This window comes from Sphingomonas segetis (genome assembly GCF_009720245.1).
Lineage (GTDB): Bacteria > Pseudomonadota > Alphaproteobacteria > Sphingomonadales > Sphingomonadaceae > Sphingomicrobium > Sphingomicrobium segetis.
On the sequence record NZ_WJSQ01000018.1, the window covers coordinates 1 to 21,062 of the forward strand.

A 21,062-nucleotide genomic window follows, 5' to 3' on the forward strand; every position below is an offset into this window, starting at 1 on the left:
GGAGGGTCGCGGAGGCGACGAGGAGCGCGCGGCGCTCGACGAAGCACTCGCTGCCGTCCGCGCTCGCCTTCAGGCACGAAGCGCCGCTGCGAGCGGCCCCGTGAGCGGCGTTGCCGCGGCGCACATCGGCTTGCTCGACGACGAGGAGCTGAACGCCGCCGCTGGCGGCGAGATTGAGAAGGGCAGGAGCGCCGCGCGCGCCTGGCAGCTCGTGACTTCGGCCGCTGCCGAAGCGTTGCTCGCCTCCAACAATGTGCTGTTGCGCGAGCGTGTAGCGGACCTCGACGACATTGCGACGCAGGTCACGAAGGCGCTGCTTGGCGATGAGGCCGCTCCGGATGTGCAACTTCCGGACGAGACGATCCTCGTTGCCGATGAGCTTCTGCCCTCCGAGCTCATGTCGCTCCCGCGCGAGCGGCTTGCCGGCCTCGCCATGGCGGGCGGCGGCGCAACCTCGCACGTTGCGCTCATCGCCGCTTCGTTCGGTATCCCGACCCTCGTCGCGATGGGGCCGAAGCTGGCGCGGGTGCCCGAAGGATCGCACGTGCTGCTCGATGCAACCGCCGGCGTGCTCGTGGTCGACCCGGGTGAACGTGCGCAGGCGCGCGCACTCGCGCAAGCGAAGTCGGCCGGCGAAGCCGGCGAGTGCGTCACGCGCGAAGGCGAGCGGATCACCTTGCTCGCCAATCTCGGCGGCCTCAGCGATGTCGAAGGCGCTCTCTCCGCGGGAGCGGAAGGCTGCGGCCTGCTGCGCACCGAATTCCTGTTCCTCGATCGCGCGCAAGCGCCTTCGGTGGATGAGCAGCGCCATGCCTACCAGGCGATCGCCGACGCGCTTGGCGGGAGGCCGCTCACCATCCGCACGCTCGATGTGGGCGGCGACAAGCCGGTGCCGTACATCCGTTTCCCCCACGAGCAGAACCCGGCGCTCGGCGCGCGCGGAATCCGCACCGGCCTGTTCGCGCCCGAGCTCCTCGAAGACCAGCTGCGCGCGATCGCGCAAGTGAAGGGCGACGCCATCAAGGTAATGCTGCCGATGGTGTCCGACGTCGCCGAACTACGTGCGGTCCATGAGCGGATGAGGACAGACGCGAAGCTCGGCGTAATGGTCGAGACGCCCGCCGCGGCATTGATCGCGGGCCGGCTCGCTGCCGAAGCGGACTTCCTGTCGATCGGGTCGAACGACCTCGCGCAATATGTGCTGGCGATGGACCGGACGAACCCGCTGCTCGCCGCGTCGATCGACGCGCTTCACCCGGCGGTGCTGCGGCTCATCGCGATGACCGCGCAAGCCGGGGAGCAAGCAGGTAAGCCCGTCAGCGTCTGCGGCAATCTTGCCTCGGAGCCGCTCGGTGCGCTGGTGCTCGTCGGTTTCGGAATAAGCGAGCTGTCCGCCGTTCCCGCGGCGCTCGGTGCCGTCCGCCAGGCGATCCGCCAGGTCTCCGCTGCCGATTGCCGCGCACTTGCCGAGCGCTCGCTCGCGCTCGAATCCGCGGCGGAAGTGCGCGCGCTGGCCGCCGAATTGTTGAATTCAGGAGAAGCCCGATGATCCAGCTGCGCCTCGACAAGCTGCAGCCGCTCGGCCGTGCGCTTATGCTGCCGATCGCGGTTCTGCCGATCGCGGGACTGCTGCTTCGCCTCGGCCAGCCGGATTTGCTCGACGTCGCATTCGTGGCTGCGGCGGGCGACGCGATTTTTTCGCATCTCGGGCTGCTGTTCGGGATCGGCGTCGCCGTCGGCCTCGCGCGCGAGAACCACGGCGCCGCGGGGCTCGCCGGCGCGGTCTGCTTCTTCGTGCTGACCGAAGGCGCGAAGGCCCTGCTGGTCGTCACACCGGACGCCGCCGGAACCTTCACCGACCCGGCGGCGCGCGACCTCGCGATCGCCGCCTGGAAGACCAAGCAGCTCGCCAAGCTGAGCGTTCCCGCGGGCATCCTTTCGGGCGTCGCCGCGGGGATGCTCTACAACCGGTTCAGCGACATCAAGCTGCCCGACTATCTCGCCTTCTTCGGCGGTCGCCGCTTCGTGCCGATCGTCGCGGGCGGCGTGGGCCTGGTCCTCGCTGTCGTGTTCGGCCTTGGCTTCCCGTGGCTGGAGGCGGGCATCGACCAGCTCAGCCGCTGGGTCGTCGAATCGGGCAATTTCGGCCTGTTCGCCTACGGCTTCCTCAACCGCATCCTGATCGTCACCGGGCTCCACCACATCATCAACAACATCGCCTGGTTCATCATCGGCGATTTCCATGGCACGACCGGCGACCTGAAGCGCTTCTTCGCCGGGGACCCGAGCGCGGGCGCGTTCATGGCCGGCTTCTTCCCCGTGATGATGTTCGGCCTCCCCGCCGCCTGCCTCGCAATGTACCACACCGCGCTTCCGGATCGCCGCAAGGCCGTCGCGGGCATGCTCCTCTCGCTGGCGCTGACATCGTTTCTCACGGGCGTCACCGAGCCGATCGAGTTCAGCTTCATGTTCCTCGCGCCCGCGCTTTACGCGCTCCACGCGGTGCTGACCGGCTTGTCGATGGTGGTGATGAACCTGCTCGGGGTGAAGCTCGGCTTCGGCTTCTCGGCGGGCCTGTTCGATTATCTGCTCGACTACGGCATCTCCACGCGGCCGCTGCTGCTGATCCCGGTCGGCCTCGCCTATTTCGGCGTCTATTACTTCTCGTTCCGCTGGTGCATCCGCTACTTCGACCTGAAGACTCCGGGGCGCGACGCCGGCGAGGTGATCGCGCCGCGCTCCACCACCGCCGGCACGCGCGGCGGCGATTTCGTGCTTGCGCTGGGCGGCCCTTCCAACCTTGCGACCGTCGACGCCTGCATGACTCGGCTTCGGCTGACGGTCAACGACCTGGCGGCGATCGACGAAACGCAGCTTCGAGCGCTCGGAGCCAAGGGCATCGTGCGGCCCGGCGGCAATGCGGTGCAGGTAGTGCTCGGCCCGATCGCCGACCAGGTCGCCGGCGAGATTCGCGCGAGCCTCCACGGCAAGCCAAAGGTCGCGGGCGACGTCTGGTTCAATGCGCTCGGCGGCGCCGACAATGTCGAAGATCTGCGCCGGCGCTCGACCCGGCTCATCGTCCGCCTTGCCGATGCGGCAAAGCTGGACGAGGCCGCCCTGAAACGGCTCGGTGTGCGCGCAATCACGCGATCCGGCGGCGGGCGAGTCCACCTGCTCTTCGACGAAACGACGGCGGAGAATGCCGCCGCGGCGATTCAGCCGGCCTAGCTGCCGCCGACTTCGACCACCCGGCTGGCGCGCTGGCCATCGTAGGTGCGGGTCCGGAGCTGCACCGGACCGCTCACCCGAACGGGCGCCGAATAGCGCGTCCACGCGCCACCAGCCGAGCGATATTCGATCGGCTGCCCGGGGAACTCGCTGTTCGCTTCCAGCGTGCCGTCGACGATGCGCGCACCGGGGGGCGCGAGGCGGTACATGATTCCGGCGCGCTCGAGCGCGCCGAACTGCGCGGGCATCTTCGCGGCGAAACTGTTCCAGTCTCTCTCGAGCGCGGCCATGCTCACCTTGCCGTCACCATACGAATAGCTTGCGCCCGGGCGATAGGCGGGCTCCCACGGCGCGCGACGCCACGCGCGCTCGGCGACGGCGAGCACGCGCGGGAAGAGCATATACTCGACCAGCGAATCGCGCCGCACCGTCTCGCTCCACATGTTCGCCTGTACTCCTGTCATCGAGCGCCCGGCCTTGAGCGGCTCCTTGTCGGTCACGGTCGTCCGCGTGCTCAGGATGTCCTTCATCACCGACGCGTTCGCCGGCAGGTTCTCGGGGAGGAAGCTGAACACCTTGAACGTGTCGGTCCCGCGCGACGGCCAGTCGTATCCGCGCTCGAGCGGGTGCGCGGCGTAGGGGATGTCGAAATAGAGGACGTTGGGGACGGCGACTACCGTCTTCCAGCCGAGGTTCGCGGCGCGGTGTGCCTCGGCGGGAGCGGCGGTGAACAGGTCGCCCCAGATGTTGGACTGGACCGCGGTCGGCATCTTGGCAGGGTCGACATGGTTGAGCCCGTCGCTCCAGCCAGCCGCCTCAATCCCCTTGCGTGCCAGCGACGTCGACACCCGCTCGATGAACATCGGGCCGAGCTGCTCGACCGTGCGCCCGGTCCTCGCCATCAGCGCCTTGCACGCGGGCGATCCGGACCAGGCGCCCGCCGTCTCGTCGGCGCCGATGTGATAGGTCCTGAGCGGCACCCCGGCGCTCGCGTGCAGCGCTTTGATGTCGTCGATCACTGCGTCGATGAATCGGTAGGTGCTGTCGAGGCAGACGTTGAGCGTATTGTCGTTGTAGTTTTGCACGCTGCGGTACTGCGTCGTGTCGCCCGGCTCGACGAGCCGGAAGCGCTCGGCTTCGGCCTTGCGCCCTTGCGCGATCAGCCGCCGATAGCGCGCCTCCATCGAATGGATCGCCGCGCGCGAATGGCCGGGCATGTCGAACGAGGGGATCACCTCGATGCCGCGCGCCTGCGCGGCTTTTAGGATCTCGACGTAATCGGCTTGGCTGAGATAGCCGTTCACCGGCGTGTCGCGGTTCGGGCCGGCGCCGAGTTGCGGCAGCAGACAGCGCGTTTCAGTGGGGTCGTAGCAGCGATAGCCGCCGACCTCAGTCAGCTCGGGCAAGCGCGCGATCTCGAGCCGCCAGCCTTCGTCGTCGCCGAGGTGCAGGTGGAGCTTGTTGAGCTTGTAGCGCGCCATCTGCGCAATGACCTCGAGCACCTCGCCCTTGCTGTGGAAGTTGCGCGCCAGATCGATGTGCAGTCCGCGGAAGCCGAAGCGCGGCGCGTCCTCGATTGTCAGCGGCCGCAGCGATCCGTGCTCGTACGCAATCTGCTGCGCCAGCGATTCGAGCGCGTAGCGCGCACCCGCGGCGTCTGCCGCCTCGATCTCGATCGCATCGCTGCGCGCGTCCAAACGATAGCTTTCGGGTGACATCGCCGTCGAGAGCCGGATTTGCAACGGCACACCGCTAGAGCTTTCGGGAAATCCGAGGTCGGCGACCGCCGGGTCGAGCGCTGTCCGATCAATGCCGGAAAGCATCAAATGCACGCCTCGGGTCAGATCAAGGGCTGGGCCGTCGATCTGCCGGAAGGATGCGGGCGTCGGGATGATGGCGATGTCTGAAGGCGCTGCATCGACCGCGCGTTTGGCGTAAAGTGCGAATGCGCGTTCGGGCGTTTGCCAGCGCGTCTGGTCGTCCGACGATTGCGTGGCGAGCTTCGCCTCATCGGTCATCGGCGCGACGAACGGGAGCACCTCGAGCTTGCTGTCGGGATCGGTCGTCGGCCGGGTCGCAGCGATGACCGCCGGCGCGAGCTTGCCGGAAACCAGGAACATGTTCGGCATCGGGTAGAAAGCCGAGAAGAAATGCCCCTGCGACCACAATCGTGTCGGATAAGTCTTTCCGGGTTGCAGCGTCGCGCCCGCCTTCGGCTCCAGCACATGCAGGTCGCCGTTGATCAGCCGCACGGCGAAGGCATCGCTGTCCGCCTCGATCACCGGGCTGACCGAGCTGAAGTAGAGCTTGAAATCGCCGCTCGCGAGGTCGGGAGCGAGGCTTTCGGGCATCGCGAGGTCGAGCTCGGAAAGGAAGCAGCCGTTCGCCTGTCCGGGGCAATTCGGCGGGTGATTGTCGAGGATTTGGAGCCGAACCCCCATCCGCTCGGCGAGCTCGTTCAATTGCTCCTGAGACGCGCCAAAAGCGGGTGACGCGATACTGAGCGCGATCGAAAACGCAGCCAGACTAGGGCGCATGAAATCCAATTCCCTCGTGGACAGGGGAGTCGTGTCATGCGGGCAGCGGCGGGTCAATCTTACTGCTGTTGCCCTGCGCACCGCACCGGCTAGGCTGCGCGCATGTGGCGGTTCACTCTCTTCCTGGTTGCCTCGATCCTGGCGAGCGCGCCGGCTCACGCCAGGGACCGCGGGGTCGTCATCGGCTATGTCGCGGCTTTCAAGGGCCTCGAACGCGAAATGCAGCAGCGCGGCATCGAGCAATACACGCATCTCGATCTCGCGTTCGTGAATCCGACGCCAGCCGGCGAGGTGGTCCGCTCGGGCGGACTCGCCTGCGCACCGGCTGCGCCTGACAATGTGACGATGGTTTCGGGTAGCCAGCTTCAGAGCCTCGTCGCATCGGCGCACGAGCGCGGAGCGAAAGTCCTCGCGTCGGTCGGCGGCGCGTTGATCCCGCCGTGCGGCGGGGACTGGACGCAACTGCTCGCCGCGCCGATGCGCGCGACAGTCGCCGCCAACCTCATCGCGATGGTCGACCGCTACGATCTCGACGGCCTCGACGTCGATCTCGAGGGAGAGCTGATGACGAGCATCGACAAGGCGGGGAATTACACCCCTTTCGTGCAAGCACTCGCTGAGGCTCTCCACGCGCGCTCGAAGATCCTTACTGCGGCGACGGGCTCGTACCCCGGCGGCATGGTGCCCGACGCGTCGCTGCCCTTCTTCGACCTGATCGGCGTGATGTCCTACGATCAGGTGGGACCCAAGTGGGGAACGCCGGGCGACGAGCACTCGACCTACGCGCAGGCTGAAGCCGACCTCACCCTGTGGATCGGCAAGGGCGTGCCCGCGAGCAAGCTGGCGCTCGGCATGCCATTCTACGGCCGCGGCTTCGGCACCTTCCGAGAGGGCTGGAGCCTCGCCGACATCAAGTCGCACTTCGGTCAGCGGCAACTGAGCAGCGACGTCGCGGGGCAGCGCTGCGGCGGGTGCAGCTACATCACCTACAACGGACTGCCGACGCTCGAGCGCAAGGCCGAGCTCGCCGGCGCGTGGGGAGCAGGGGTGATGGTGTGGGAAGTCGGCCAGGATCTGCAGGACGGCCGCGTGATCCGAAGCGTCGTTCGCGCCTATGAAAAGGGACGGTCAAATGCCCGCAAGCACTGATCCCGCCAAGCCGCAGCGGCTCGTCTCGCTCGACCTGCTGCGCGGCCTCGCCGTCATCGGCATGATCGTCGTCAACTCGATGGCGGGCCAGCAGGGGCGGGGTCAGGTCTATCCGACTTTGCTCCATTCGCACTGGGACGGGCTCACAGCCGCCGACCTGGTGTTCCCGGCCTTTCTGTTCATGGTCGGGGTCTCAATCCCCCTGTCGCTGCGGCGCAAGGAGGACGCAGACCGTTGGCACATCCTGTGGCGCACACTGCGCCTGATCTTTCTCGGCTTCATCCTTTCGAACATCTTCTGGTTCTCGCAGTTCAGCTCCGGCGACTGGCGGCTGTTCGGCGTGCTCCAGCGCATCGGCATCGTCTACGGCGTCTGCGCGATCATGTTCCTGACGCTGTCGCCGCGCACACGGCTGATCGTGGCGGGAGCGATTCTGGTCCTCTACTGGCCGCTAACGCTCATCCCGACGCTCGACGGCGTACCCACGGACCTGTGGCTCCGAGGCCGCAATTTCGTCGGCTCGCTCGATCGCGTGCTGCTCTTATCGCACGTCTATGTTCCGGGCCCGGAAGGCTATGATCCGGAAGGCATACTCGGAACGCTCCCGGCGATCGCGCAGGGGCTGATCGGCATCTCCGTCGGCGAATATCTAATTCGGAAGCGCGATTTGAAACCGCTGTGGATCGGCGGCGCGGCGATGCTCGTCGCCGGCATCGCCTGGAGCTTCCTCTTTCCGGTGATCAAGGACATCTGGTCGAGCACCTTCGTCCTCGTGACCTGCGGCATTTCGCTGCTAGTGCTCGCCGGGCTGAGCTGGCTCTTCGACGGCAAGCCGATGACCGCCTTCCGCCGCATCGTCGAAGTGATCGTGCTGCCGTTCGGCGTGAACGCGATCGCTGCTTACACCTTGCACGAGGTCACCTGGGCGCTGCTCGGCTGGGACCTCCTGCAGCTGCCCTATCGCGGGCTGAGGCCCCCGCTAGGCTCGGAGATCGCGGCCTTCGCGCCCGTGCTCCTCTACCTCGCGCTGATCTGGCTGGCCATGTTCTACCTGTGGCGCAAGCGCTGGCTGATCCGGATCTAGCCGGTAACGGTCAGCTTCGCGTTCTTGAGGTCGACCGAGCTCGGCCCCGCGTAAATCGTGAAGGTGCCGGGCTCGACTACACGCTTCATCTGCGGGTTCCACAAAGCCAGATCGTCGGGCGTCAGCTCGAACGTGATCGTGCGCCGCTCGCCGGGCTGCAGAGTCACGCGCTCGAAGCGCTTGAGCGCGATCATCGGACGCGTGACCGAGGCCTCGTCGTCATGGACGTAGAGCTGCACCACCTCGTCGCCCGCGCGGCTGCCGGTGTTGGCGATGTCGACCGCGATCCGAGCTGTCTGGTTCGCGGCGATCGTCGGAGTCAGCACGCGCGGCGCCGAAATGTCGAAGCTGGTGTAGCTGAGACCGAAACCGAACGGATAGAGCGGCTTGGTCGTGTCGAACAGATAGCCGCGCCGCGCTGTTGGCTTGTGGTTGTAGAAGACGGGAAGCTGGCCGACCGAGCGCGGGACAGTCACTGGCAGCTTGCCGCCCGGGTTGACCTTGCCGAACAGGACATCGGCGACGCCGTGCCCGGTCTCCTGCCCGAGATACCAGCCCTCGAGCAGCGCCGGCGCATGCTCCGCCAGATAGTTCACGGACAGCGGACGCCCATTGAGCAGCACGACAACGGTCGGCTTCTTGAGCGCGAGGACCGCCTTCGCAAGCTCCTCCTGCTGGCCGACAAGGCCGAGCGACGCTCGATCTCCGAGGTGTGTGTCGGCCCAGGCTTCGCGGCTGAGCTGCTCGTTCTCGCCCAGCACCATGACGATCGCGTCCGCCTTCTTCGCCGTCTGCACTGCCGCGGCGATCAGCCTCCTGTTCACCGACGCGGGCACCAGCTTGACCTCGTCGCACGACCAGCAGCGGCTTTCGGTCAGCCGCACGCCCTCGCTGTAGTCGACCGCGAACTTGCCCTTGCCGGCTTCCTGCAGGCCCTCAAGCACGCTGACGACATGGCTGGGCACGTCGCTGTAGCCGCCGATAGGCGTGTCCTTGGCGTGCGTTCCCACCACCGCGACGCGCTTCAGCTTCGATGCGTCGAGCGGAAGAAGGCCGTGCTCATTCCTGAGCAGCACGATGGCCTTGCCCGCCGCTTCGCGCGCGAGCGCGATCGCATTCGGCGTCGCGGTCTTCGCTTCCGCCGTCGCCGGGTCGGGGTAGGGGTTCTCGAACAACCCCGATTCGAACTTGAGCTCGAGCACGTGGCGCACCGCCTGGTCGATCAGAGCCATCGGCACGCGCCCTTCGCGCACCAGTTCCGGCAAACGGACATAGGCTTCCGGATCGGGAGTCTCGACGTCGACTCCCGACTTGATCGCCCGTTCGGCGGCTTCCTTGATGTCGTCGGTGAGGTGGTGCCGCGTGACCAGCTCGCGGATGCCGTAATAGTCGCTGACGACCGCGCCCCGGTACCCCCACTCGCGCCGCAGAACGCCGTTCAGCAGCCGGTCGTTGGCGTGGCTCGGGATGCCGTCGATCTCGTTGTAGGAGGCCATCACCGAGCGCACCGGATAGGTCTTCACGGCCGCTTCGAAGGGCGGGAAGAAAATCTCGCGAAGCTCGTGCTCGCCGACATGCGCCGGGCCGACGTTCATGCCGCCCTCGGGCCAGCCGTGGCCGGTGAAATGCTTGAGCGTGACCATCACCTTGTCGGCGGGAAGCGGGAGCGTCGGGCCCTGGAACCCGCGCACGGCGGCAAGGCCCATCTGCGTCGTGAGATGCGTGTCCTCGCCGAACGTCTCCTCGATCCGGCCCCAGCGGGGATCGCGGGCCACATCGACGACCGGCGCGAGCACCAAAGTCGCGCCTCGCGCCCGCGCCTCGCGCGCGGCGACCGAGAAGATGCGCGTCATCAGCTCGGGATCCCACGTGCTCGCCAGCGCGATCGCCTGCGGGAAGCTGGTCGCGTCGCGCGCGACATAACCGTGAAGCGACTCCTCGTGCATCAGGATCGGAATCCCGAGCCGCGTGTGCTCGACCGCCCAATGCTGGGCGGCGTTCACATACTCGGCGGTCTGGCGCGCATCGCGGTTGACCGCTTCGCCTGCGGCGCCCGCGGCTCCGTTCGACTGCGTCACGCCGCGAAAATCCGACGGCCGCGCGAAGCCGCCGATGCCGTTCGGGAAGTTCTTCGACGCGAACTCGGCCGAGAAGCGCCCGTCCGGCGTCTGGACCTTGGCTTTCTGTTCCCAGATTGTCTCGAGCTGCGCCACCTTCTCGTCGAGCGTCATCCGCGCGAGCAAATCGTCGACGCGCTTTTCCACCGGCTGACGCGGGTCCTTGTAGATCGGCATTTCCGGCTGCGCCGAACGCGCATGCGCGGCAATCAGGCCCGTGCCGATTGCGGCAGCGACGATCCAATGCGTGAAGCGCACCCCCTGCTCCCTTCAAGATGGTAGCGCTAACCTAGCTTAACCGAAGCGGGCGTCAACGCGCGGTCCGATTGCATTGCACCATCTGCTCACCTAGCAATTCGTCACGATGGCAAAGCCGAGCCGGCGCAGACGCGGAGTGACGACGATCGAGGACGTCGCGCGCGCCGCGGGCGTGTCCGCGATGACCGTCTCGCGCGTCATCAACCGCGGCAAGAACGTGCGCGAGTCGACGCGCGCCGCCGTGCTCGAGGCGATCGAGCAGCTCAACTATTCTCCGAACACCGCGGCGCGCAGCCTCGCCGCCGGCCAGGCGACGCACATCGGCCTGCTCTATGCCAACCCGAGCGCCGCCTATCTCGCGCAATTCCTCATCGGTGCGCTGCACGCGGCGCGAAGCGCCGGCGTCCACCTCGTCATCGAATCCTGCGAGTCCGAGGATGCCGACGAACAGGCCGAGGTCACCAGGCGCTTCGCGACCAGTGACGTCGAGGGCGTGGTGCTGCCGCCGCCGTTGTCGGAATCGCAGCCGATCATGGCCGAGCTCGACGCGATGGGCATTCCGGTGGTCACCGTGGCGATGGGCTCGCCGCGCGAGGACAGCCTCAATGTGCGCATCGACGACCATGCGGCGGCGATGGAGATGACCCGCCATCTGCTCGACCTCGGCCACCGCAGGATCGGTTTCATCAAGGGCCATCCCAACCATATCGCGAGCCACGATCGCTACCGCGGCTTCTGCGACGCGCTGACCGAGGCCGGCATCGAGGCCGACAAGGCCCCCGCGGAACAGGGCTATTTCAGCTACCGCTCGGGCCTCACTGCCGGCGAGCGGCTGCTTGCGCGCGCCGACCGGCCGACGGCGATCTTCGCCAGCAACGACGACATGGCGGCGGCGACGATCAGCGTCGCGCACCGAATGGGCCTGGTCGTGCCCGACGACGTCAACATCGTCGGTTTCGACGATACCGCGCTCGCAACCAGCGTCTGGCCTGAGCTGACGACGGTGAAGCAGCCGATCTCGGCGATGGCGGAGGCCGCGCTCGAGCTGCTCATCGCGGACCTTCGCAGCCGCGGCGGCGGGGCTCCGCGCAAGTTCACCGAGCGGGTGCTCAGCCATGCGATGATCATCCGCGAATCGTCGGGCCCGCCAGCCAGTGCCAAAAAGGCGAAGAAGGCGAGGGCGCTGCGCAACGCTTAGCCGATTGCGCTTCGGATTTTCTGTGTTACCGCTAACAGTGAGGGCTTCGGGAGAGGGTCATGACGGAAGCAAGTCCGCAGCGCGCAAACATGGGCTTCATCGGCGCGATCGTCGCCGTGGCGACCATCGGTGGGTTTCTGTTCGGCTACGACAGCGGCGCCGTGAACGGCACCCAGGACGGCCTCACGCAGGCGTTCAATCTCGTTCCCGGCAGCTGGTCGCCGGGCAACGGCCTCGGCTTCACCGTCGCCTCTCTGCTGATCGGTTGCTTCATCGGCGCCTTCTTCGCCGGCCGACTCGCCGACATGATCGGGCGGCGCAACACGCTGATGATCGCCGCTGCATTGTTCCTCGTCGGCGCGCTCGTCCAGGGCGCCGCCGACTCGCATCTCATTTTCCTTCTCGCGCGGATTTGCGGCGGCATGGCCGTCGGCGCGGCGAGCGTGCTTTCGCCTGCCTACATATCGGAAGTGGCTCCGGCCGAAATCCGAGGCCGGCTGACGACCGTGCAGCAGATCATGATCATCACCGGTCTCACCGCCGCGTTCGTCGTCAATTACTTCCTCGCCGCGGGCGCGGGCGTGTCGACCGCAACCTTCTGGGGCGGCATTGCGGCGTGGCGCTGGATGTTCCTGATGCAGGCGCTGCCGGCAGCGATCTTTCTCGTCGCTCTGTTCTTCATTCCCGAAAGCCCGCGCTATCTCGTATCCAAAGGCCGCACCGAGCAGGCGGAGGGCGTGCTCACCAGCCTGTTCGGCGCCGGTATCGCGCGCACCAAGCTCGACGAAATCCGTGCGACCTTCAGCGAGGACCACCGCCCGCGCCTCAGCGACATCAGAGGCAACGGCCTGTTCGGCGTCCGCAAGATCGTCTGGGCGGGCATTATGCTCGCCGCGTTCCAGCAGTTCGTCGGAATCAATGTCATCTTCTATTACGGCGCGACTTTGTGGCAGCTCGCCGGCTTCTCCGAGAACCAGTCGCTGCTGATCAACATCGTGTCGGGCGCGGTGTCGATCGCTGCCTGCTTCGGGACGATCGCCGTGATCGACAAGATCGGCCGCAAGCCGCTGCTGCTGATCGGCTCGGCCGGCATGGCGGTCACGTTGTTCGCGATGGTCTATGCGTTCAGCCACGGCTCGCTCGATCCCGAGGGCAATCTCGTGTTGTCCCGGGATCTCGGCATCCTCGCGGTGGTCGCGGCCAACCTCTACGTGATCTTCTTCAACTTCAGCTGGGGCCCGGTCATGTGGGTCATGCTCGGCGAGATGTTCCCGAACCAGATCCGCGGCTCGGCGCTTGCAGTCTCGGGCTTCGTCCAGTGGTTCGCGAATTTCCTCATCTCCTTCAGCTTCCCGGTCATGGCGGCGAAGCTCGGGCTCACGATCAGCTACACCTTCTACGGTGTGTGCGCGGTGATCAGCTTCTTCCTCGTGCAGAAGCTGGTCCACGAAACCCGCGGCAAGGAGCTGGAGCAGATGGAGGGGTGAACCAGCGCCAGCTTCGTCCGGGAGACGAAGCGCGCGGGTTCACAATCCCGGGCGCCGTGGAGACCATGTCGTGATCCGCACCCCCGTCCGCCCGTTCCGCTCGCGCGCATGGTTCGACGCGCCGGATCGGCCGGACATGACCGCGCTCTACCTCGAGCGCTACATGAACGACGCTTTCACGCGCGAGGAATTGCGGTGCGGCAAGCCGATCATCGGCATTTCGCAATCTGGCTCCGATCTCGTCCCGTGCAACCGCGTCCACGTGAAGCTGGTCGACCGGGTCAAGGCGGGCATCCGCGACGCCGGCGGAATTCCGATGGAATTCCCGATGCACCCTATCTTCGAGAATTGCCGGCGGCCGACGGCGGCGCTCGACCGCAACCTTGCCTATCTCGGCCTCGTTGAAATCCTCAACGGCTATCCGATCGACGCGGTGGTGCTAACCACCGGCTGCGACAAGACGACGCCGGCTTCGATCATGGCCGCTGCGACCGTCGACATCCCGGCGATCACGCTCAATGGCGGGCCAATGCTCGACGGCTGGCATGACGGCGAACTGGTCGGATCGGGCACCGTCATCTGGCGCTCGCGGCGGCTGTTCGGCGCGGGCGAGATCGACGAGGAAGAGTTCATCCGCCGCGCGTGCAGTTCGGCCCCCTCGCTCGGCCATTGCAACACGATGGGCACGGCGTCGACCATGAACTCGCTCAGCGAGGCGCTCGGCATGTCGCTACCCGGTCAGGCGATGATCCCGGCGCCGTACCGCGAGCGCGCGCACATGGCGTACGAGACCGGCCGGCGTATCGTCGACATGGCCTACGAAGATTTGCGACCGTCGAAGATCCTGACTCGCGAGGCGTTCCTCAACGCGATCGTCGTCAACGCGGCGATCGGCGGCTCGACCAATGCCCAGCCGCATATCGTCGCCATGGCGCGCCACGCCGGGGTTGAGATCACGGCCGAGGACTGGATCGAGCATGGTTACGACGTGCCGCTGCTGGTCAACATGCAGCCCGCCGGCAAATATCTGAGCGAGCGCTTCCACCGTGCCGGCGGCGTTCCGGCGGTGATTTGGGAGCTTCTGCAAGCCGGCAAGTTCGACGGCACCGCGCTGACCTGCACCGGTCGCTCGCACGCCGACAATGTCGAAGGGCGCGAAGCGGTCGATCGGGAAATGATCTTCTCTTATTCCACGCCGCTCAAGGCAGCAGCTGGATTCCTCGTGCTCCGCGGTAATTTGTTCGACTTCGCGATCATGAAGACCAGCGTCATCGGCGAGGAATTCCGCGCGCGCTATCTCTGCCAGCCCGGCCGCGAAGGCGTGTTCGAAGGGCGTGCGATCGTGTTCGACGGTTCCGACGATTACCACCGCCGGATCAACGACCCGGCGCTCGGCATCGACGAGGATTGCATCCTCGTGATCCGCGGCTCGGGCGTGCTCGGCTGGCCGGGCTCGGCCGAGGTCGTCAACATGCAGCCGCCCGACGCCATGCTCGAGCGCGGCATCATGAGCCTGCCGACGCTCGGCGACGGGCGCCAGTCCGGCACCTCCGACAGCCCGTCGATCCTCAACGCCTCGCCCGAAAGCGCTGCGGGCGGCGGGCTGGCATGGCTGCGGAGCGGCGACACGATCCGCATCGACCTCGACGCGGGCACCTGCGACGCGTTGGTGAGCGACGAGGAGATTGCGCGGCGCAAGGCGGAACCGCCGCCGACGGTGCCGGACAGCAACACGCCTTGGGAAGAGCTGTTCCGCGAGAAGACGGGTCAGCTCGCCGACGGCGGGGTACTCGAGTTCGCGGTCAAGTACCGCGGCACGTCAAAGAAAGTGCCGCGCAACAATCACTGAACCGGGATTTCGAACACCGGCACGGGCAGCAGGTCCAGGTCGTAGAGGTTCACCACCGGATAGTCCGACCAGGCGTAGCGTATCCGCGTGACCGGCTCGCCGTCGGTGGCGATGAGAACCGAGCTGCCCATTACCCGAGCGTTGGCATAGCGGCAGCTTCCGACCGCCGGGCCGCACAGCTCGAAACCAATCGCATTCGCGCCGCTCAGTGTTTGCAATGGCTTGGTCAGAACGACCGAAATGGCGTTCTCCACGGACGCCGCAAGCACTGGCTGTGCCCCGACTGCGCCGCCGTCCTGATAGACGAGATCGTGCGCGGCAAGTGCGAGCCGCTTCCCCACCTCCTGCTTGTTCGCTGGATGGATGTCGTCCGGCTCGCCTAGATCGATCGCGCTGACCATGACCGCACGCAGGTCATGCTCATCGGCGAGCAGCTGCTCGTTGATCAGAGCCGCCCACCCGCTCTCGACGGGTTGCGACACCGGCTTGCCCCATCCGGCAAGCCCGACGATCAGGAACGGCAGCTGCGGGTCGCCGAATTGCGTGCGCCAGTTCGCCAGCCACGCCGCGAGGCGGCGATCGTATCCGGGCTGCCCCACGTCCGCCTCGCCCTGGTACCAGGCCACGCCCTTGATCCCGAGGGGCCCGAGCGGTGCGACCATTGCATTGTAGATCGTCGACACGCCCGAGGAGCCTTCCCATGGCGCCGTCGCCGGCTGTCCGACCGAGTCCGCGATGCGCGACACCTGCCAACCGCCGCTGAGGGGTTTCGAATGTCCGTCCGCGAAAGTGAGCGCGAATTGATCGGCGGGGCCCTTGAGCCCACCCGGCCCCCATGTGTTTCGCGCGAACACCACGATCTCGTTCATGCCCGCCTTCAGCACACCCTTGGGCACCGGGTAGCTGCGCGGGTTTGCCGGGTCGTTCGCTCCGCCGACTGCGACGCCGTTGACGAACGTCTGGTCCGTGTCGTCGATCGCGCTCAGCGACAGCGTTGCCGCCTGCGCCGCCTCTGCAGCTGTCAGCGTCACTTGCTCACGCAGCCAGGCCGAACCAAGCCAAGCTTTCCATTCGGGACCCCAGCTGTCCCAATAGCCGAGCGACGGAACCGCCTTCCACGCCAGCCGCGCGCTCGCATTCCACGGCTCTTCGCCGGCCTTGTCGCCGGTCTGCTTGCGCCACCAGGCACCCCATTCCTCACCGAACCGGCGCACGGCGGCGGTTGGGTTCGAGCGGTAGAGATTGACTACAGCAGCCGCGTTCGCTCCGCCGCTGGAGCGCACCGCATCTTCATCCATCCACGCGCGGATCGGAGTCCCGCCCCATGTGTCGTCGATCGCGCCGACCGGCACCTTCTCGGTCGAGCGAAGGTCGCGCGCGAGGAAATAGCAGGCCGCTGAGAAATCCTTCGCGGAATCGGGCGTGGTTGGCTGCCACGCGGGCGCCTTCGCGAACGTCCGACGTGGCGACGGCGCGAGCTGCTGCGGAATTTTCATCAGCCGCAGCCCGGGGTCGTTCGCGCTTTGCACCTCGCCGTCGCCGTTGAGCGCCCGGCGGAGCGGATATTCCATGTTGGACTGGCCCGAGCAGAGCCAGACATCGCCGACGGCGATGTCGTCGGCGACGGCCGCTCCGTTCAGGTGGATCGAATAGGGGCCGCCCGCTTCGCGCGGCGCGAAGCTCGCTCGCCAGTGCCCCGCCGCGTCGGCCGTCGTGCTCCTCCGCTCGCCTGCGAAGCTGACGGTCAACTGCTCGTTGGGCGCGCCGCTGCCGCTCAGCACGATCGGCGTGGAGCGCTGGATGACGGCATGACTGCCGAATTGCGGATCGATGGCCGGAGCCGCGGTCGCGCCTGACGCGAGCAGCCCCGCGAGGATCAGTAGCGGACGAGGGCGCATGGCACTCCGGGCGCGTCGACCGGGAACTCGAACAGATCGCCGATCTCCGGCTGTTTGGCGATGTCCTCGGGCTCGAGCAGCTGCCGCGCGGTGGTTGCGTAGGCGGTGCGCAAATCCTCTCCCCCAAAGGCGATCTTCGTGATGTTCGCGACCGGAAAGCGGACCCGGTCGATCAGCTCGCCGGCGGGCGAATAGCGCCACGCTTCCCAACCTGCGTACAGCGAAATCCACACGCAGCCTTCGCTGTCGACGGTCGGTCCGTCCGGGTGGCCGTCCTTGGGATCGATCCGCGCGAACGGCCGTCGCTCGCGGAGCGATCCGTCGTCGCGAATATCGGCAGCTTCGATTGTGCCTTTCAGCGTGTCCACGAAATAGAGGATACGCCCGTCCGGTGACACGGCGGGCCCATTGGTGATCGCAATGCCGTGCAGTCCCGTGGCCTTCAGCTGCCCGTCGGCGAAACAATAGAAGGCTCCGCTCTTCGCCTTTTCTCTATTGTCCATGGTCCCGAACCACAGCCGTCCCTGCGCATCGACGACCCCGTCGTTGAGCCGGTTGCCGGGCTTGTCCGGCTCGACCTTGACGATAAGGTCGAACACGCCGGTGCGCTCATCGAAGTGGTGGAGCCCGGACTCGAGCCCCGCGACGAACCCGCCGCGCTCGGCGGGAAGCACGAAGCCGACCTGCTCGGGCGCTTCCCAGCTGCTCTTCTTGCTGGTCGCCGGATCGTAGCGGTGGACCTGGTGCTTCTTGATGTCGACGAACCACAAAGCCTCGTCGCGTTCCACCCACACCGGTCCTTCGCCGAGCTCCGCGGCGAGGTTCCAGACGGACTTTGGTTCGCCTGCCTTCATCGCCAACCCGCATCGACGAAATGTTCGTGGCCGGTCATCCCGCCGGCGTCGTCGGAGGCGAGAAAGGTGACCAGCGCGGCGACGTCCCTCGGCTCGAGCCGGCGCTTGATGCACTGCGCATCGACGATCGCCGCCTCGCCTTCCGGCGTGTACCACTGCATCTGCCGCGGCGTCCGGATGTTGCCGGGCACGACGCAGTTCACGCGGATATTGTCGCCGCCGAGGTCGCGCGCGAGCGCGCGAGTCAAGCCTTCGATCGCGGCCTTGCACGTCTGGTAAAGCACCAGGTCGGGCAGGGCGAGGTGCCAGCTGATCGATCCCAGGTTGACGATCGATCCCTTGCCATTCGCGCGCATCCCCGGTGCGACCGCCTGAGCGCAGAAGAATTGATGCTTGAGGTTCACCGCCAGCCGGTCATCCCAATATTTCTCCGTCACCTGGTCGAACTTATGGCGGTCGTCGTTCGCCGCATTGTTGACGAGCACGTCGAACGCACCTTCCTTTTCGGCGAGGCCTTTGATGCATCCGACGGTTGCCTGAACGTCCTTCAAGTCAACGCGCTCGAAGCGCGCGCCGGTCTTCGCGGATAGCGCCTCGGACTCACCGTTCAGGATGTCGACAAAAGTGACGCGCGAGCCCTGCTCGGCGAACGCTTCGACGATGCCCGCGCCGATGCCCGAGCCCCCGCCGGTGACCAGCACCCTCTTGTTGCGCAGGCTCGGATAGACGGCGCGCAGATCGTCCGATTGGGCCAACACTTTACCCCCCGACGTAAACTGTCTTGGTCTGCGTGTAGAACTCGACCGCGGCGAATCCCTGCTCGCGCGCGCCGTAGCTCGATTTCCGCGTCCCCCCGAACGGCACGTGATAGTCGACGCCCGCCGTCGGCAGGTTGATCATCACCATCCCCGCGCGCACGCGCCGCCGGAAATCGCGTGCATGGTTGAGCGAGTTGGTGACGATCCCGGCCGAAAGCCCGAATTGGCCGCGGTTCGCGATCTCCAGCGCCTCGTCATAATCGCGCACCTTCACCGTGCTTGCGACGGGGCCGAATACTTCCTCGCAATTGATTCGCTGGTCGGGCGCGGTGTCGGCGATCACCGTCGGCGCCATATAATAGCCGCGCTTGTCGAGCGTCAGCGGCTCACCGCCCGTGAGCACGGTTCCGCCTTCGTCGCGGGCGACCTGCACGTAGAGCAAATTCTGCTCGAGTTGCTGCTCGCTGACCGCGGGTCCGATCTGCGTCTGCGGGTCGAGCGCGTCGCCGACGCGCAGTGACTTCGCGCGCGCCGCGAGCGCCTCGACGAAGCGGTCGTGGATTCCTTCGGTGACGATGATCCGCGACGACGCGGTGCAGCGCTGGCCGGTCGAATAGAAAGCGCCGTCGATGGCGCACGTAACTGCGCGCTCTAGGTCGGCATCGTCGAGCACGACGAGCGGGTTCTTGCCGCCCATTTCCAGCTGTACGCGCGCCTGGCGCTTCGCCGCGCCTTCGGCGACGCTCGCGCCGACGGCCTGCGATCCGGTGAACGAGATTCCGTCGATCCCCTCATGACCGACGATGGCGCGCCCAACGCCCCCTTCGCCGATCACGAGATTGAACACCCCCGCGGGTGCTCCGGCTTCGATGAGTATCTGCGCGAACGCGTGTGCGATCGCGGGCGTCGGTGTCGCCGGCTTGAGCACCACGGTGTTCCCGAACGCGAGGGCTGGGGCCGCCTTCCAGGCGGGAATCGCGATCGGGAAATTCCATGGCGTGATCAGCCCGAACACGCCGACCGCCTCGCGGTAGGTTTCGACGTCGATCGACGGCCGCGTAGATTCGAGCGTGCGGCCGTGGCGGCGCAGCGCCTCGCCGGCGAAATATTTGCAGATGCGGGCGGCGCGCATGACCTCGCCCGTGCCTTCGGCGAGCGTCTTGCCTTCCTCGCGCGAGAGCAATGCGCCCAATTCCTTGGCGCGGCTCATAATCAGCCAGCCGGCCTTGTCGAGCACGTCCGAGCGCACTTCGGGCGAAGCTTCCGACCACCCGGGGAAGGCGGCGCGCGCGGCGTTCACGGCATCGTTGACCTCCGCCGCGCCCGCTTTGGGATAACGCGCAACGACATCGTCGAGGTTCGACGGGTTGATGCTTTGGCCTTCGCCGCCGCCGCCGACGGCTTCGCCGTTGATCAGGTGCGTCAATGTATCGGTCACGTCGTCGCCTCCTCGAACAGGCCGCGCGCGGCAAGGTTGCGCATCAGCGCGCGGGTTCCGAACTCCCACGCAGGCGCATCGCGCGAGGTCGCGACGATGTTCGCCAGCGTGCCCAGCTTCGGAGTCGAAATCCGCACCTCGTCGCCGATCTTGTGGGTGAAGCCGCGGCCCGGCTCGTCTCGGTCATCGGTCGGCGCGAACAATGTGCCGAGGAACAGCACGAACCCGTCAGGGTAATGGTGCTCGCTCATCGCCTGCCGGACCAGCTCCTCGGGATCGCGGCTGATCTCGCTCATCCGGCTCTGTCCGCGCAGCCGGAAGCCGTCGCTGCCGGCGATCTCGAGCTCGACCACGGCGGAGCGCACGTCGTCGAGCGTGAAAATATCGTCGAACAGCCGCACGAACGGTCCGATCGCGCACGACGCATTATTGTCTTTCGCCTTACTCAGAAGCAGCGCGCTGCGGCCTTCGAAGTCGCGCAGATTCACGTCGTTGCCGAGCGTTGCGCCGCGGATTTCGCCGTGGCTGTCGACTACCAGCACCACCTCGGGCTCGGGGTTGTTCCAAGTCGAGTCGGAGCGCACGCCGATCGCGGCGCCCCAGCCGACGCTGGCAAGCGGCGCGGTCTTGGTAAAAATTTCCGCGTCGGGACCGATCGCGACTTCGAGATATTGCGACCACAAGCCGTCCTCGATCAGCGCGTCCTTTAGTCGCGCGGCGGCCTCGCTGCCCGGCACCACCGAGCGAATGGCGCCGCCGATGCGCTGCTCGAGCCTGTTGCGGATTTCCCCCGCTTGCGTGAAGTCGCCGCGGGCGCGCTCCTCGATCACCCGCTCGATCGCTGAGATGGCGAAGGTCACGCCGGCCGCCTTCACCGCCTGCAGGTCGACGGGCGCGAGGAAGCGCTCCGGCGCGAGCGTAGCGAGCTCGTCGAGGCCGAACAGCCGCTCGCCCGAAACCGCGGCCGGGTCGGCGAGATCCACCAGGTCCGCGATCGTTGGCGCGGCGCGCGAGACGTCCTCGACGGCGCCATCACGAATCAGGACGGGGGTCGGCCCTTCGTCGAGCAGCAACCGTCCCGCGAGCGTCGCTTGAACGGCGTCGTCCGGCAGCATCGCGGAGGTGAATCTCATGCGGACTGGGCGACCCTCGACGAAACGATTGGTAGCGCTACCAATCGGCCTCGCGGGCGGCTAGTGTCAAGCGT

At 66.8% G+C, this 21,062-nt stretch carries 14 protein-coding genes; 7 read left to right on the forward strand and 7 right to left on the reverse strand.

The features are described from left to right. Both ptsP and nagE read left to right on the forward strand, forming a co-directional pair. A partial coding sequence (gene ptsP, locus GH737_RS03210) for a phosphoenolpyruvate--protein phosphotransferase (RefSeq protein ID WP_155263420.1) occupies positions 1-1,549 on the forward strand: 1,549 nt, incomplete at its 5' end. Further along, a complete protein-coding gene (gene nagE, locus GH737_RS03215; RefSeq protein ID WP_155263421.1) occupies positions 1,546-3,228 on the forward strand; it encodes an N-acetylglucosamine-specific PTS transporter subunit IIBC in 1,683 nt (560 codons plus the stop codon). The genes ptsP and nagE, both read left to right, overlap by 4 nt. Here the strand turns inward: nagE and GH737_RS03220 are convergent. Next, entirely contained in the window at positions 3,225-5,690 is a 2,466-nt protein-coding gene (locus GH737_RS03220; protein ID WP_230558596.1) for a family 20 glycosylhydrolase, read from the reverse strand. The two genes, nagE and GH737_RS03220, sit on opposite strands and share 4 nt — an antisense overlap. 177 nt (positions 5,691-5,867) lie before the next feature. Here GH737_RS03220 and GH737_RS03225 point away from each other — a divergent pair, with 177 nt between their 5' ends. Both GH737_RS03225 and GH737_RS03230 read left to right on the forward strand, forming a co-directional pair. Next, on the forward strand, positions 5,868-6,914 hold the full coding sequence (locus GH737_RS03225; RefSeq protein WP_155263423.1) for a glycosyl hydrolase family 18 protein: 1,047 nt from the start codon (positions 5,868-5,870) through the stop codon (positions 6,912-6,914). Further along, the gene (locus GH737_RS03230) at positions 6,898-7,998 is read left to right on the forward strand and encodes an acyltransferase family protein (protein ID WP_155263424.1); all 1,101 of its coding nucleotides are present in this window, start codon (positions 6,898-6,900) and stop codon (positions 7,996-7,998) included. Before GH737_RS03225 ends, GH737_RS03230 begins: the two co-directional genes overlap by 17 nt. Here the strand turns inward: GH737_RS03230 and GH737_RS03235 are convergent. Continuing rightward, a complete protein-coding gene (locus GH737_RS03235; RefSeq protein WP_155263436.1) occupies positions 7,995-10,292 on the reverse strand; it encodes a glycoside hydrolase family 3 N-terminal domain-containing protein in 2,298 nt (765 codons plus the stop codon). The two genes, GH737_RS03230 and GH737_RS03235, sit on opposite strands and share 4 nt — an antisense overlap. Before the next feature lie 187 nt (positions 10,293-10,479). On the opposite strand from GH737_RS03235, the gene GH737_RS03240 reads away from it, so the two are divergent. From GH737_RS03240 to GH737_RS03250, 3 genes are all read left to right on the forward strand, one after another. Beyond that, positions 10,480-11,571 carry a LacI family DNA-binding transcriptional regulator gene (locus GH737_RS03240; protein ID WP_155263425.1) on the forward strand — a complete coding sequence of 364 codons (1,092 nt, stop codon included), beginning with the start codon at positions 10,480-10,482 and terminating at the stop codon, positions 11,569-11,571. A 59-nt stretch (positions 11,572-11,630) separates the two neighbouring features. After that, entirely contained in the window at positions 11,631-13,058 is a 1,428-nt protein-coding gene (locus tag GH737_RS03245; protein ID WP_155263426.1) for a sugar porter family MFS transporter, read from the forward strand. A 136-nt stretch (positions 13,059-13,194) separates the two neighbouring features. After that, positions 13,195-14,907 (forward strand): IlvD/Edd family dehydratase, encoded by a 1,713-nt coding sequence (locus tag GH737_RS03250; protein ID WP_275401943.1) that lies wholly within the window; start codon positions 13,195-13,197, stop codon positions 14,905-14,907. Here GH737_RS03250 and GH737_RS03255 read toward each other — a convergent pair. The 5 genes from GH737_RS03255 to GH737_RS03275 are packed head-to-tail and all read right to left on the reverse strand — an operon-like array spanning position 14,901 to position 20,988. Further along, positions 14,901-16,805 carry a sialate O-acetylesterase gene (locus GH737_RS03255; RefSeq protein ID WP_155263428.1) on the reverse strand — a complete coding sequence of 635 codons (1,905 nt, stop codon included), beginning with the start codon at positions 16,803-16,805 and terminating at the stop codon, positions 14,901-14,903. The two genes, GH737_RS03250 and GH737_RS03255, sit on opposite strands and share 7 nt — an antisense overlap. Continuing rightward, positions 16,784-17,659, reverse strand: coding sequence for an SMP-30/gluconolactonase/LRE family protein (locus GH737_RS03260; protein WP_155263429.1), 876 nt, complete (start codon positions 17,657-17,659; stop codon positions 16,784-16,786). The genes GH737_RS03255 and GH737_RS03260 overlap by 22 nt, the downstream gene beginning before the upstream one ends. Next, entirely contained in the window at positions 17,656-18,414 is a 759-nt protein-coding gene (xylB, locus tag GH737_RS03265) for a D-xylose 1-dehydrogenase (RefSeq protein WP_230558598.1), read from the reverse strand. Before xylB ends, GH737_RS03260 begins: the two co-directional genes overlap by 4 nt. A gap of 4 nt (positions 18,415-18,418) precedes the next feature. Further along, entirely contained in the window at positions 18,419-19,855 is a 1,437-nt protein-coding gene (locus tag GH737_RS03270; RefSeq protein ID WP_155263431.1) for an aldehyde dehydrogenase family protein, read from the reverse strand. Next, complete coding sequence (locus GH737_RS03275) at positions 19,852-20,988, reverse strand: fumarylacetoacetate hydrolase family protein (RefSeq protein ID WP_230558599.1); 1,137 nt, start codon at positions 20,986-20,988, stop codon at positions 19,852-19,854. The genes GH737_RS03270 and GH737_RS03275 overlap by 4 nt, the downstream gene beginning before the upstream one ends. Positions 20,989-21,062: the final 74 nt, after the last annotated feature.

Coding starts and splice junctions, on each gene's coding strand:
- nagE (WP_155263421.1), top strand. CDS start 1,546: ATGATCCAGCTGCGCCTCGACAAGCTGCAGCCGCTCGGCCGTGCGCTT.
- GH737_RS03225 (WP_155263423.1), top strand. CDS start 5,868: ATGTGGCGGTTCACTCTCTTCCTGGTTGCCTCGATCCTGGCGAGCGCG.
- GH737_RS03230 (WP_155263424.1), top strand. CDS start 6,898: ATGCCCGCAAGCACTGATCCCGCCAAGCCGCAGCGGCTCGTCTCGCTC.
- GH737_RS03235 (WP_155263436.1), bottom strand. CDS start 10,292: ATGCCGATCTACAAGGACCCGCGTCAGCCGGTGGAAAAGCGCGTCGAC.
- GH737_RS03240 (WP_155263425.1), top strand. CDS start 10,480: ATGGCAAAGCCGAGCCGGCGCAGACGCGGAGTGACGACGATCGAGGAC.
- GH737_RS03245 (WP_155263426.1), top strand. CDS start 11,631: ATGACGGAAGCAAGTCCGCAGCGCGCAAACATGGGCTTCATCGGCGCG.
- GH737_RS03250 (WP_275401943.1), top strand. CDS start 13,195: ATGACCGCGCTCTACCTCGAGCGCTACATGAACGACGCTTTCACGCGC.
- GH737_RS03255 (WP_155263428.1), bottom strand. CDS start 16,805: ATGCGCCCTCGTCCGCTACTGATCCTCGCGGGGCTGCTCGCGTCAGGC.
- GH737_RS03260 (WP_155263429.1), bottom strand. CDS start 17,659: ATGAAGGCAGGCGAACCAAAGTCCGTCTGGAACCTCGCCGCGGAGCTC.
- GH737_RS03275 (WP_230558599.1), bottom strand. CDS start 20,988: ATGAGATTCACCTCCGCGATGCTGCCGGACGACGCCGTTCAAGCGACG.